Origin of the sequence: Herbidospora cretacea (assembly GCF_001570605.1) — a bacterium.
Lineage (GTDB): Bacteria > Actinomycetota > Actinomycetes > Streptosporangiales > Streptosporangiaceae > Herbidospora > Herbidospora cretacea.
The window spans coordinates 1-12455 of sequence record NZ_BBXG01000034.1 but is presented as its reverse complement, the minus strand read 5'-3'; the positions used below and the strand labels follow the sequence as shown (position 1 = coordinate 12455).

The following is a 12455-nucleotide window of genomic DNA, read 5'->3' as shown; positions in this document are numbered from 1 at the left end:
GCCAATGCGAAACGGCCGGGGAACTGATCCCCGGCCGTTTCGTCCTGCCCGTGCTCAGCGGCCCATGTCGAGTGGCCTGTGCAGAGCGGCCTGTGTCGAGCCACCCGTGTTCTTGGCTGGTTCAGGCGCGGGCGCGCTGCTCGATCGCCTGCTGGTAGAGCTTCCCGGCCCGGTAGGACGAGCGGACCAGCGGGCCCGACAGCACCCCGGCGAAGCCGATCGCCTCGGCCTCGGCCTGGAGCTCGACGAACTCCTCGGGCTTCACCCACCGCTCCACCGGGTGGTGACGCGGGGTCGGCCGCAGGTACTGCGTGATCGTCAGCAGGTCGCAACCGGCCTCGTGGAGGTCGCGCATCGCCTGGACGACCTCCTCGCGCTCCTCGCCCATGCCCAGGATCAGGTTGGACTTGGTCACCAGGCCGGCCTCACGGGCCGTGGTGATCACGCCGAGCGAGCGGTCGTAGCGGAAGGCGGGCCGGATCCGCTTGAAGATGCGGGGCACCGTCTCGATGTTGTGGGCGAACACCTCCGGCTCGGCCGAGAAGACCTCGGCGAGCTGGTCGGCGTTGCCGTTGAAGTCGGGCACGAGCAGTTCGACGCCGCAGCCGGGCAGCAGCGAGTGGATCTGCCGGGCGGTCTCGGCGTAGAGCCACGCCCCGCCGTCGGGCAGGTCGTCGCGCGCGACGCCGGTCACGGTCGCGTAGCGCAGGCCCATCTGCTGGACCGACTCCGCCACGCGCCGGGGCTCGTCGCGGTCGTATTCGGCCGGTTTCCCGGTGTCGATCTGGCAGAAGTCACATCGGCGGGTGCACTGGTCGCCGCCGATCAGGAAGGTCGCCTCGCGGTCTTCCCAGCATTCGTAGATGTTCGGGCACCCCGCTTCCTCGCACACCGTGTGGAGGCCCTCACGGCGGACGAGGGATTTCAGCTCGGTGTATTCAGGGCCCGTTTTCAGCCGGGTCTTGATCCACGCTGGTTTGCGCTCGATCGGGGTCTGGCTGTTGCGCACCTCCAGGCGGAGGAGCTTACGACCATCAGGGGCAACACTCACCTTGACAGCTTATGCCCTCGCTCAGGACAGCAGCCCGAGCCCCCTGACCGCCCGCTCGTAGTGGGGGCGCAGTTCCAGATCGATCTGCTCCGACTCGCTGATCACGGTCACCGGCGCGCCCGGCTCGCCGCTGACCATCTCCCGGACCGCCGCCCGGTCGAGGGCCGCCAGGCGGATCGAGGCCACGTCCTCCCCGCGCAGCGCGGCCGACTGCATCGGGGCCAGGTAGCTCCGCGTGGTGATCACCTCGGCGAGCTCGGCGACGGCGTCCGGGCCGGCGACGGCCGCCGAGGTCTCCAGGATCCGCGCCTCGGCGCGGGCTCTGCCCGCTTCCGTCAGCCTGTTCAGCACGGCCTGCATCAGCACCACCGGCCATCCGATGATCCAGCCCACCATCCGCCCCAACCAGGAGGCCGTCTCGTAGCCGGTCTTGGGCGCCCACGCCCCCAGCGTCATGGCCATCTCCAGGTGGGCCCGCTGCCGGACCTCGCTCCCGCCGAGCACGAACAGCGCCGCTCTGGCCTCGGCCAGTGTCGACTTGGCCCCGTTCACGATCAGGCCGTCGTCCCACCGGTGGTGCGCGCAGGCCGTCGCCAGCAGGGCCACCCGCAGCGAGGGCGACAGCGCCAGCCAGACGGGCAGCCCGATCGTCAGCACCGGCCGCCGCCTCAACCCGACCCGTTCGTAGGTCGCGCCCAGGCCCAGGTCGTGGACGGCCACCACCGGCCGGGGCACCCCGGCTTCCGCGGCCACCCGCGAGGCGAGGCCGTGCAGGTGGGGAGCCGACGCCTCGGGGAGGACCTCGGCCTCGTGGGAGATCCGCCCCAGGCGGGGCCGGACCATGACCCCCAGCGCGATCAGGAAGCCCCCGATCAGCCAGGTCAGGATGAACCCGGGAGTCCGCGCGATCAGCAGGATCCCGAGCACGATGAACGCGTGGGTGAGCAGGTGCACCACGACGGCGACCAGAACGGCCAGGACGCGAGACATGTCAGCATTGTGCAAACGGCGCGGCGCGCCTGTCAGGCCCTGTGGCCGACATGACCCGTTTGGGCAATCAGGCCCGCACGGCGGACATCTCCCTGGCGTGCCGGACCAGCGTCAGCAGGACCTCCTTGGCCGACTCCCGGTCCCGGGCGTCGCACACCATGAGCGGCACGTGCCCCGGCACGGCCAGCGCCCGCCGGACCACCGCCGGGTCGTGGCGGCGGGCCCCGTCGAACTGGTTCACCGCCACCATGTACGGGATCCGCCGCTGCTCGAAGAAGTCGACCGCCGGGAAGGCGTCGCCGAGACGCCGGGTGTCGGCCAGCACGACCGCCCCCAGCGCCCCGATGGCCAGTTCGTCCCACATGAACCAGAACCGGTCCTGGCCCGGCGTGCCGAACAGGTAGATCCACAGGCCCTCGCGGAGGGTGATCCGGCCGAAGTCCAGGGCCACCGTGGTCGTCGTCTTGCCCTCGACGCCGCTGGTGTCGTCGATCCGGGCGCCCCGGTCGCTGAGCAGCTCCTCGGTGGACAGCGGCTGGATCTCGCTGACCGCCGAGACCAGGGTCGTCTTGCCCACGCCGAAGCCGCCCGCGATCAGGATCTTGATCGCCAGCGTGTCCGGGTCAGAGCGCGCGTAGTCCATTGAGCACTTCCTGGTAGATCCGCTCGTTCAGGACCCCGGCCGTGGCCGCCGGAGCCTCGATCGACACCAGCCCCTCGCGCCGCAGGTCGCTGAGCAGCACGCGGGTGATGTTCAGGGGGAGCCGCAGCCGGGTGCCGATGTCGGCCACGGTGGTGGGCCGGGTGGCGACCCGGAGTGCGGCGAGGTGCTCGGGGGAGAGGCCGGCCTGGTCGTACGGCATGCCGATCGTGGTCACGACCGCGATCACGTCGAAGGCCTCACCCACCGCGCGGGCGCGTCCGCCGGTGACGGCGAACATCCGGACCAGGGGTCCTGGGTCCGGGTCCTCGTCAGCGGCCATGTACCGCCCTTGGACGTGCGCTGAGGTGCTCCCCGACCCGCTTCACGAGCATGGTCAGCTCGTAGGTGACCACGCCCAGGTCCGCGTCCGGGCCGGTCATGACGGCCAGCCGGGCGCCCTCCCCGGCGGCGGTGACGAACAGGAACGCCCCCTCGAACTCGGTGATCGTCTGCCGGACGCCGCCGACGCCGAACCGGCGGCCCGCGCCCTGCGCCAGGCTGTGGCTCCCGGCCGCGATGGCGGCCAGGTGCTCGGTGTCCTCCCGGTCGAGCCCCTGGGACCCGCCGATCGCCAGCCCGTCGGAGGAGAGCACCACCGCGTTCAGCACCCCGGGCACCCGCCGGACGAGGTCGTCGAGCAGCCAGTCGAGTTCCCTGCCGAGATCAGCCATGTGGCCCGTCCTTCCCAATCCCCGTTTCGCGCCGGCCGCGTTCCCAGCCGCGCTGCATGGACGTCATCAGACCGGCCCGCCGTTCGGCGGAGGCGGAGCCCTCGTCGGCCTGTGCTTCGTTTCTGGGTGGTTCTCTTCTGGGCGGCGCTTCCCCCCGGAGAGGCGCCGCGAGGTGTGTCTGGGGGACCCGCTGGGGCAGGCCCTCCATGTCGAAGTCGTCGTGGGCCGCCGGTGACGGCGGCGCCGGGGCGGGCCGGGCGACGGGCGCCGGCGGAGGCGGGGGAGCCGTCTCGGCGAAGTAGCTGACCTGCCGTTCCGGCACCGCCAGCAGGCTGGGCGGGATCATCACGATGGCCGTCACGCCCTCGTAGGGGGAGCGCCGCAGCAGCACCCGCACGCCGTGCCGGGCGGCCAGCCGGGCCACCACGAACAGGCCGAGCCGTTCGCTGTCGGCCAGGTCGAACTCCGGCGGTTCGGCGATCCGCCGGTTGAGCGTCTCCAGCTTGGCGTGGTCGAGCCCGAGGCCCCGGTCCTCGATCTCCAGGGCGTAGCCGTTGGCGGCGGCCTCGCCCCGGACGTACACGCGGGTCCCGGGCGGGGAGAACACGGTCGCGTTCTCGATCAGCTCGGCGACCAGGTGCATCAGGTCGTTGACCGCCGGCCCCTGGACGGTCGGCGCGTGCCGCATCTCCTGGACCACGACCCGGGTGTAGTCCTCGACCTCGGTGACCGCGCCCCGGACGAGATCGAAGATCGGGACCGGTTCCCGCCACCGCCGGGACGGGGCCGCGCCCGACAGGATGATCAGGTTCTCGGCGTGGCGGCGCATGCGGGTCGACAGGTGGTCGAGCCGGAACAGGTCCTCCAGCGTCGCCGGGTCGTCGACCCGGTGCTCCATGACCTCCAGCAGCGAGAGCTGGCGGTGCAGCAGCGACTGGTTGCGCCGGGCCAGGTTGAGGAACACCGAGCCGATGCTCCGCCGCAGCTCCGCCTGCCCGACCGAGGCCCGCACGGCCTCCGAAAGCACGTGGTTGAACGCCCCGGACACGTTTTTGATCTCGACGGTCCGCCCTTCGGCGACGGTCGGCGTCTCGGCGGCGGGGTCGACCGACTCGCCGGCGCGCAGCCGCCGGACCAGGTCGGGCAGCCGCGAGCGGGCCACGTCGACGGCGGTCAGCTCCAGGTCGCCGAGCTCGCGGACCAGGCGGCGGCCGAACCTGACCGAGATCAGCACCGACACGACGACGATGACCAGGCCGAGCCCGGTGATGAGGGCGGTCTGCCACAGGATCGCGCTGACCCGCTGCCCGGCCGCGCCGAGCGCCCGGTCCATCGCCGCGCCGGTCAGGCCGTCGACCTTGGCGGTGACCTCGGTACCGGTCTTGAGCCACTGCTGCAGGCTGTAGGGGAGCTCCCCGTCGGTCGGTACGAACGCGGCGATGCGGTTCTCGCCCTCGGTCAGCGCGCTGTAGAGGGGCGTGGCGTAGAACTGCTCCAGCTCGGCCCGCAGGTCGGGGTCGAGCGCGGCCGTCTCGTTGCGCAGCAGGAACCGGCGGCTGATGACCAGTTCGAGGAAGGAGGCGTGTATCGACGGGGCCAGGTTCTCGTCGGCGATCGCGTAGCCGATGAGGCTCTGCTCGCGGGCCAGCAGGTCGAGCCCGAAGTCGAGCGAGTTCAGCGACCGGACCTGCGAGTACTGCTCAGGGGTTAGCCCGCCGTCCTTGGCCAGGCTGGGGATGAAGTTGTGGACATCGTCGACGAGGTCGCTGTAGACGCTGACCGTGGTCACCGCGGTCGAGACGCCGCCGTCGACCGAGCCCCGCACGGCCGTGAGGCCGTCGAGCCGGGCCAGCAGCAGCGGGGTGGTGCCCGGCAGGCCGGCCGGGTCCTGCTTCGCGGTCGCCTCGCGGAAGGCGGCGACCGCCCGGTCGGTCTCGGCGCGCCGTTCGGACAGGTACTCCCGCGCGCTCACGCGCGCGTCGCGGAGCGAGGCGACGCTGAACCGGCGCTCCTGCCGCAGGGCGTCGCAGAGGTCCTCCACGGGGCGCAGATATGCCGTGTAACGCTCGCCGGACCGTAACAGGCCGGTGGCCTCGGCGACCGAGGTGACCGCGACGTAGGCCCAGACGGCGGTCAGGGCGAGAAGGGGCACGACGAGGAGGGAGAACGCCTTCGACCTGATGGTGTCACGATTGAAACCCATGGCTCTCGTCTCGTTCAGAGCGACGTTCAGCGCCCCCGAACGCGACGGGAGCGCCCCATGGCGCCGCCCATGATGGAGCAAGATAGTTAGTTTCCGGCGTGATGTAAACAAAGGGAAACGCGGGCGCCTTTGGGGCGCCCGCGCGGCCCTGGGTCAATAGCGTTCAGCGATACCGGAATTGATTTCCGTGAGCGCCAATGTGGCGTCCGTGTAACGAATCGTGTTCTGCAGCGATGGGGGCAGGGCGAGGGTGGCCTGGGCATACCTGACCGCGTCCCCGACCGTGTTCAGGCCGAGCCTCCTGATGGTGATCGTCTGGACCTTGGTGTTCGCGTTGATCCGCCGGGTGCTCAGGTTCAGCAGGGTGGCCAGCATCTCCGACCTGAGCTGTCTCGGCTGGAGCACCGGCAGCAGGAACGCCGACCCCGTCTCCTGGCGGCTGAGCGTGCCGTCGGCGTTGGCGTCGTAGCGCTGGTCGGTGGCCTGCACCCGGGCCAGCACCTCCGCCGTCTGCAGGTCGCCGCGCAGCGCCCACAGCGCCGGGAGCATCGGGTCGCGGCTCGGCGGCTGCACGGTGACCGTGGTCGACGCCGACCCCGCCGCCTCGTACGCGCAGGCGTTGGACCCGTAGGCGACCTTCGCCGACCCGGTGAGCGTGCCCGCCTCGGTGAGCAGGCTCGGCCGCCCGGTGAGGCTGACCGTGCCCTGCTGCCCGGCGGCCAGGTCGCCCAGGTTCCAGGTCAGCGGCCCGGTGTAGTGGACGCCCGGCGGCGGGGTGAAGGTCAGCTTCGCGCCGCTCGCGGTCGACGACCCGACGTTCTTGTACGTCACCGTGTAGGTGATCGCCTCACCCGCCTTCACCGAAGGGGTGGCGGTGACGCTCGTGGTGACCTTGGGCGCCTTGACGGTGTAGCTCGCGGTGGCCGTGTTGTCGCCGCGCAGGGCCGCGTCCTCGTTGGAGGCCGAGACCGTCGCGGTGGACGTCCGGACCGAACCGTCGGCCGCGTCGCAGGGCACCGTCGAGGTGAACGTCTCCGTCGCCCCGCCCAGCGGGAGGAGCTGCCGGGTCGCGCCGTCGACGGTCACGGTGGTGTCCTGCGACTCCACCGCGCCCTGGTTGGTGAGCTTGGCCGTCGCGATGACCGTCTCACCCGGCGCGGCCTGCGCCTTGTCGAACGACAGGGCCGCCTTGACGTCGGCGGTGGCGCTGCGGGTCACCTCGGCGTAGTCGAGCTCGTCGGGCATCGGCCCGTGGGCGCCGTCGGAGAAGCGGGGGCTGGAGGTGAAGTCGTAGACGAGGCGGTCCCAGTCGGTGTGACCGAGCATCGTCTCGTCGACCTTGGCGAAGCCGCAGTCGGAGCCCAGCCACGGGAACCGGTTGATGTTCATCGTGACGGGATCGTCGAGCCTGTCGCCGTCCTCGTTCCAGTCGATCTTCTGCTGCGGGTCGGACCGGTTCCACACCATGTCGTCGAGGATCCCGTTGCCGTCGACGTCGCCCTTCGGGTTCGGGGTGGTGTGGAAGACGTCCCGCACCAGGCCGCTGATGCCGGGCTGGCGGGTCTCGTCGAGGTCGTTCTCCACCAGCGTCGAGCCGACGAGCCGGGAGTAGCTGAGCGGGCGGCCGGCGTCGTACTGGTTGAACTGCCAGATGTAGTTCATGACGCTCTGGTAGTTGGGCTTGCAGTTGATCACGTCGACGGTGCCGTTGTCGTAGCGGCCGCCGTGTCCCAGGCCCAGGGTGTGGCCCAGTTCGTGCAGGAACGTGCTGGCCTCGGCGTTCTGCTTGCCGCCGACGCCGTCGAAGTTCGCCCAGCCGCCGAGCGAGACCACGAAGTCGTTGCCGCCGCGCTCGTGGAGCTCGGCCCGGCCCGACACGGTGCCGCCGCCGGTCATCTGGTCGATGAACAGCCCGTAGCGGAACTTCTGCCGCTTGAAGCTCAGGATGTCCTGGCAGTGGGCGCTGTTACGGTCGGCGACCGTCATGAAGTGGGCGGTGTTGCCGGCGCCGCAGGGCTTGGCCGGGCTGCCCGACTTCACGTCGTCGAAGTCGTCGTAGGCGCCCGCCGGGCGGGCCGCCGCGTCGGAGTAGTCGCCGAAGTCGATCTCCTCGGCCTTGGGCACCTCCTCGTCCAGGAGCAGGTGCAGGTTGATCCCGGTCTCGCCGGTCTGCGCGTTGGTGATCGGGGCGATGTCGAAGGCGTTCTCGACGTCGGTGAGGGCGCCCGGTTCGGGCTTGTGGCCGGCCATGTAGTCGACCTCGACGTAGAGGTCGCGGCGCTTGGGGTCGGCGTCCGGGAGCGTCATGTCGACGACGTTGTCACCGTCGAAGTCGCGGCCCCGGTACTCCTCCCAGTCGGAGAACCCGTCGCCGTCGCCGTCGAACCCCGGGCCGGGGGTGATGTCGAGGCACAGCTGCACCGACGGCTTCGGATCGGCGCCGAAGATACCGCCGCCGGGCTCGCCGTTGCCGGTCACGCAGCCGGTCCCGGTCAGGTCGCCGGTCACCTTGCCGTTGATCATGTTGACCTTGAACCGGGTGAACGGGTCGCCCGCGCGCGGCGAGGTGTCGGCCCAGTCGTCACCCGAGGTCGAGTCGTGGTCCTTGACGAGGACGGAGATCTCCTGCTCGACGACGGTCGTGGGGACGTCCCGGGTCAGCGTCCAGAACGGCGCGATCTGCACCTGGTCGTCGGGCGCGCGAGGCGTGGTGTGCACGGGGAACCCGGCATAGGTGATCTCGGCGTAGAAGTCGGGCGTGGACTCGCCGAGAGCCTCCAGCCCGGCCTCGTCGCAGTCGGCGACGCAGGAGACCAGGAGGACGCGGACGGTGAGCGGCTGGGTGGTCGCCGCTCGTGCTGGTGCGGTGAGAAGGGTGATCCCGGACATCGTGAGCAACAGGGCCAGGAACACCCGGAGGGTACGGGTCGGCATACCCCGACGGTCGTGCTCTTTCGGCCGGGTGGCTTGAGTAGCCCGCTACTCATTCGGGCCGGAGAATCCCAGCCGGCATTCCTCCAACTGCCCCAATATGAGCTTGACCCGCTGCTGCAGCCATTCCGCGGCCTTCGCCGCGCCCTCCGGGTCGTCGAGGTAGGCCACGTCGATGCCGAGCTCCAGCATCGCGCGGGCTTCGGCCGCCTGCGGGTCGCTCGGCGGGTCTTCGGTGGTGAGCTGGGAGAGCACGGCGATCAGGTGGTCCAGCATCGCGTCCGGACGAGGTTCGCCGTTCGTCATGATCGCAGTCTAGGCACGGAACACGGTCACCTGGGGTTCCAATTCGAATGCGTTATTGCCGTCGCCCCAGCAATTCCTCTTCGAACATGGACACCGGCTCGGCGCCGAACGCCACTCCGAGTCGTTTCTCCGCGAAGGGGATCACCTCGTCGACGGTGATGCGCCGCCCGGTCTCGGCCGACAGGGACGTCACCCCCGCGTCGGGGATGCCGCAGGGCACGATCCGGTTGAACCAGCTCAGGTCGTTGGCGCAGTTGAGGGCGAAGCCGTGCATCGTCACGCCGCGCTCGACCCGGATGCCGATCGCGCCCAGGCGCCGGTCGGGGATGCCGTGGTGGGCCTCGCCGCGCACCCAGACCCCCGGCCGCCCCTCGACCCGCCCGGCGACCACGCCGAAGTCGGCGCACACCTGGATCAGGACCTCTTCGAGGAGCCGGACGTAGGCGATGATGTCGTCGATCTTCACGATCGGATAGCCGACGAGCTGCCCCGGGCCGTGCCAGGTGATGTTGCCGCCCCGGTCGACGTCGATGACGGGGGTCCCGTCGGACGGCCGGTCCTGCGGGCGGGTGCGTTTGCCGGCCGTGTAGACCGGCGCGTGTTCGAGGAGAAGGGCCGTATCGGGGAGTTCGTCGGCGAGCCGACGCCGATGGACGACCCGCTGCAGGCTCCAGGCCTGTTCATAGGGGACATCGACGCCAAGTCGGACGATCGCCAGCCTCACACGTCAACTGTAGACGCGAGTCGCCGTGGTTCGATACGGAACTCCTTGACCCCTTCTTCACCATCTCTTTCGATCCGGTACGCGTAACCGTCGGGTTCGACCGTCACGGCCTGGATGAACTCGGTCCCGACGTAGTGGAGCGCGACCCCCTCGTCGGCGGCGTACCCCTCGGGCAGCTCACCCGAGGCGACCGACTGGTGCAGCAGGTCACGGCGCTGCTCGTCGCTGTCGTAGTGGACCCCGCACGAATAGGGCAGCAGCGCCAGCCCCTCGGCCCACGGCCGCAGCGTGGGGCCGAAGGAGTCGGTGTTGCCGCCGACGTGCCAGCACAGCGCGCCCGCGCTCTGGCCCGACAGCACGATGCCGTTCTCCCAGGCCTCGGTCATCGCCTCGTCGAGGCCGTGGAGCCGCCACAGGGCCATCAGGTTGGCCACGCTGCCACCGCTGACGTAGACCGCGTCCTGCTCCAGCAGCCACTCGCGCGGGTCCTCGACGTTGGGCATCGGGAACAGCGACAGGTGGCTGAGGTCGACGTCGAAGACGCGGAAGGCGTCGTACATCTTCAGCAGCCACTCGGGGGAGTCGCCGACCGCCGTGGCGATCAGGCCCAGCTTGGGCCGGTCGACGCCGGTGAGGTCGAGCACGTAGCGGAGCAGGCCGGTGGCCTCCATCGTCCCGTAGCGCTCCGTCGGCCGGAACGATCCACCCCCGATAGCGACGATGTGCGACTGCCCGCTGCGTCCCATGGATCACTCCCGTGTCGTCGGCAAAATGAGGGAGCCCATGCTACGGGACCGGCACCCTCATCGCAGGGCGTCTGCCAGGGCTTCTCTGATCGTCGGGAACTGGAAGGGATGCCCCGCCGCGGTCAGCCGCGCGGGCACCACCCGCTGCCCCATGAGGATCCCCTCCTCGGCGAACCCGCCGATCGCCGTCTTCAGCACGAACCCCGGCACCGCCAGCGGCATCGTGGGCCGCTTCACCGCCGCCGCGACCTCCTTGGTGAAGGTCCTGTTGGTCACCGGCTCGGGCGCGGTCAGGTTCACCGCCCCGTCGATGTCGGCCCCGAGCAGGAACCGCGCCGCGCTCACCCAGTCGGGCAGCGAGATCCACGACAGGTACTGCTCGCCCGACCCCAGCGGCGCCCCCAGCCCGATGCGGAAGAGCGGCAGGATCTGCCCGAGCATCCCGCCCCGCTTCGACAGCACCACGCCGGTCCGCAGGGTCACCACCCGCATGCCCGACTCGCGCGCGGGCTGGGCCGCCGACTCCCACGCCCCGCACACGTCGGCCAGGAACCCGGCGCCGCGCGGCGCGGTCTCGTCGACGATCCGGTCGCGGGTGTCGCCGTAGAAGCCGACCGCCGACCCCGACAGCAGCACCGACGGCGGCTTGTCCATCGCGTTGAGCGCCTTGACCAGTGTGGAGGTGCCCTTCTTGCGGCTCTCCAGCACCGTCCGCCGGTAGGAGTCGGTCCACCGGTGGTCGCCGATCCCCGCGCCCGCGAGATGCACCACCGCCTCCACCCCCGCCAGGTCGGCCGGGTCGAGGACCCCTCCGGACGGGTCCCAGCGCACCTGCCCGGGGCTTCTGGGTTCGTTGCGGACCAGCGAGAGCACCTCGTGGCCCGACTGCCGCAGGGAGGCGGTCAGCGCCGTCCCGATGAGGCCCGAGGCCCCGGTCACCGCGATCTTCATGACTACCCCTTCGTAGCGCGCCCCCGTTCGGTGACGTACCGGGCGAGGACATCTTCAAAACGCGAAAAGGCTTCTTCTCCGTTACGGCTCCGCCTACCACGACCCCGCCCGAGGCTCCCGGCCCGGACCGTGTCCTGCGCCCGCCGCCGCGCCCGGTCCGCCGGGTCACGGCCGATGGCGAACGCCCGGCGCGTAGCGGCGAGCGGCCGGGAGCGGGTGGTATGGCGCCGGATACGAACCGGAGCGGAATCGGTGGCCGGGGCCGCTGTGGGCGAGAGCCGTAACGGAGGGAAGTCTTCCTGCCGGAAACGCGCGGAACCCCGCCAGGCGGCGCCTGACGGGGTTCCGGGGGAAACGGTTACGCGAGGCCCAGCTGGCTCTCGAAGCGGCCCTCCTCGAGACGGCGCTTGACCGTCGTCAGGAAGCGGGCGGCGTCGGCGCCGTCGACCAGGCGGTGGTCGTAGGTGAGCGCCAGGTAGACCATGGAACGGACCGCGATGACCTCGCCCTCGGGCGAGTCGACGACGACCGGACGCTTCACGACGCCACCGGTGCCGAGCATGCCGACCTGCGGCTTGTTCAGGATCGGGGTGTCGAACAGGGCGCCGCGGCTGCCCGTGTTCGTCAGCGTGAAGGTGCCGCCGGCGATGTCGTCGGGGCTGATCTTGTTGGTGCGGGTGCGCTCGGCCAGATCCGCGATCTTGCGGGCCAGCCCGGCGATGTTGAGGTCGCCGGCGCCCTTCACGACCGGGACGATGAGGCCCTTCTCGGTGTCGACCGCGATGCCGAGGTTCTCGACGTCGTGGTAGGTCACCTCGCTGGTCTCGTCGTTGATCACGGCGTTGAGCTTGGGGTGGACCTTGAGCGCCTCGACCGCCGCCAGCGCGAAGAACGGCAGGAACGACAGCTTGACGCCCTCGCGGGCCTCGAACGCGCCCTTGGCCCGGTCGCGCAGCCGCGCGATGCGGGTCACGTCGACCTCGACGACCGTGGTCAGCTGGGCCGTGGTCTGCAGCGACTCCAGCATGCGGTCGGCGATGACCTTGCGCAGGCGGGACATCTTCTGGGTGGTGCCGCGCAGGGTCGTGTCGACCTGGATCGGCGCCGGGGCGGGCACCTGCTGCGCCGGCGCGGCGGCCGGAGCGGCGGGAGCCGCGGCGGCCGGGGCCGGGGCCTGCG

General features: G+C 70.9%; 12 protein-coding genes. All 12 read right to left on the bottom strand.

Annotated elements, in window-relative coordinates:
- Positions 1-121: 121 nt before the first annotated feature.
- A complete protein-coding gene (gene lipA / locus AW270_RS36860) occupies positions 122-1051 on the bottom strand; it encodes a lipoyl synthase (protein ID WP_061300790.1) in 930 nt (309 codons plus the stop codon).
- Positions 1052-1072: 21 nt separating this feature from the next.
- Positions 1073-2041 carry a M48 family metallopeptidase gene (locus AW270_RS36855; RefSeq protein WP_061300789.1) on the bottom strand — a complete coding sequence of 323 codons (969 nt, stop codon included), beginning with the start codon at positions 2039-2041 and terminating at the stop codon, positions 1073-1075.
- Between the two features lie 67 nt (positions 2042-2108).
- Positions 2109-2684, bottom strand: a complete 576-nt coding sequence (locus AW270_RS36850; protein ID WP_061300788.1) for a GTP-binding protein — start codon at positions 2682-2684, stop codon at positions 2109-2111.
- Positions 2665-3024, bottom strand: coding sequence for a DUF742 domain-containing protein (locus AW270_RS36845; protein WP_063819476.1), 360 nt, complete (start codon positions 3022-3024; stop codon positions 2665-2667). Before AW270_RS36845 ends, AW270_RS36850 begins: the two co-directional genes overlap by 20 nt.
- Positions 3014-3415 carry a roadblock/LC7 domain-containing protein gene (locus tag AW270_RS36840; RefSeq protein ID WP_061300786.1) on the bottom strand — a complete coding sequence of 134 codons (402 nt, stop codon included), beginning with the start codon at positions 3413-3415 and terminating at the stop codon, positions 3014-3016. Before AW270_RS36840 ends, AW270_RS36845 begins: the two co-directional genes overlap by 11 nt.
- Complete coding sequence (locus AW270_RS36835) at positions 3408-5618, bottom strand: sensor histidine kinase (RefSeq protein WP_061300785.1); 2211 nt, start codon at positions 5616-5618, stop codon at positions 3408-3410. The genes AW270_RS36840 and AW270_RS36835 overlap by 8 nt, the downstream gene beginning before the upstream one ends.
- A 153-nt stretch (positions 5619-5771) precedes the next feature.
- Positions 5772-8552, bottom strand: a complete 2781-nt coding sequence (locus AW270_RS39790; protein ID WP_061300784.1) for a COG1361 family protein — start codon at positions 8550-8552, stop codon at positions 5772-5774.
- A 45-nt stretch (positions 8553-8597) separates the two neighbouring features.
- Positions 8598-8855 carry a hypothetical protein gene (locus AW270_RS36825; RefSeq protein WP_157523199.1) on the bottom strand — a complete coding sequence of 86 codons (258 nt, stop codon included), beginning with the start codon at positions 8853-8855 and terminating at the stop codon, positions 8598-8600.
- A gap of 52 nt (positions 8856-8907) precedes the next feature.
- Entirely contained in the window at positions 8908-9579 is a 672-nt protein-coding gene (lipB, locus tag AW270_RS36820; protein ID WP_061300782.1) for a lipoyl(octanoyl) transferase LipB, read from the bottom strand.
- The gene (locus AW270_RS36815; protein WP_061300781.1) at positions 9576-10325 is read right to left on the bottom strand and encodes a Type 1 glutamine amidotransferase-like domain-containing protein; all 750 of its coding nucleotides are present in this window, start codon (positions 10323-10325) and stop codon (positions 9576-9578) included. The genes lipB and AW270_RS36815 overlap by 4 nt, the downstream gene beginning before the upstream one ends.
- Positions 10326-10382: 57 nt before the next feature.
- Positions 10383-11276 carry a TIGR01777 family oxidoreductase gene (locus AW270_RS36810; RefSeq protein WP_061300780.1) on the bottom strand — a complete coding sequence of 298 codons (894 nt, stop codon included), beginning with the start codon at positions 11274-11276 and terminating at the stop codon, positions 10383-10385.
- Positions 11277-11634: 358 nt separating this feature from the next.
- On the bottom strand, positions 11635-12455 hold an 821-nt coding region (sucB, locus tag AW270_RS36805; protein WP_063819475.1), incomplete at its 5' end, for a 2-oxoglutarate dehydrogenase, E2 component, dihydrolipoamide succinyltransferase.